The 536-nt window shown below is 76.3% G+C and carries 1 pseudogene; it reads right to left on the minus strand.

Annotated features, from left to right (window positions below):
* A pseudogene (locus tag HMPREF3086_RS03900) lies at positions 1 to 536 on the minus strand (hypothetical protein); the annotation flags it as partial.

The raw sequence follows: 536 nt of genomic DNA on the forward strand, positions 1-536 counted from the left end.
CGGGCCCGGCCACCGATCGGCGGGAACGGCGCCAGCACGTCGGCCACCCCGTGCAGGGCCATCACCACGTCATCCCAGCTCGAGGGATCGTCGACGCCGTCGATCGTCGCGGCCGCCCACTCGCCCTCCGCCCAGACGCGGCGCACGTCGGCGGGCACCTCGCGGACCGCCTCCGTCAGACGGTCGCGGTCGATGAGGTCCAGCCGGCCGTAGTCCGACGTCCGCGCCTCCAGCGCACCGACCTCGCCGGCGTCGTGGAAGCCCGGCTCGGCGTCGACGTCCGGGCGACTGAGGTCCAGCACCACGTCGGAGGCGGTGTCGCGGCGCAGCGCCAGCACCGTGCGCCCGCCGGTGACGCCCATGATCGCCCGACGTCCGCGGAACACGCCGTGCGAGACCGTGCCGAGCGGCGCCAGCCCGCCCGCGAAGTCGCCGTGCCGGAACTCCGGGGCCGGCGTCGGGGTGGGTTCGAACTCGCGATCCTCGAGCCAGCGCACCACCGGCGAGTCCGCCAGCGGGTCGGCCGGCGCCTGCTC

Source organism: Dietzia sp. HMSC21D01, from assembly GCF_001815995.1.
Lineage (GTDB): Bacteria > Actinomycetota > Actinomycetes > Mycobacteriales > Mycobacteriaceae > Dietzia > Dietzia cinnamea.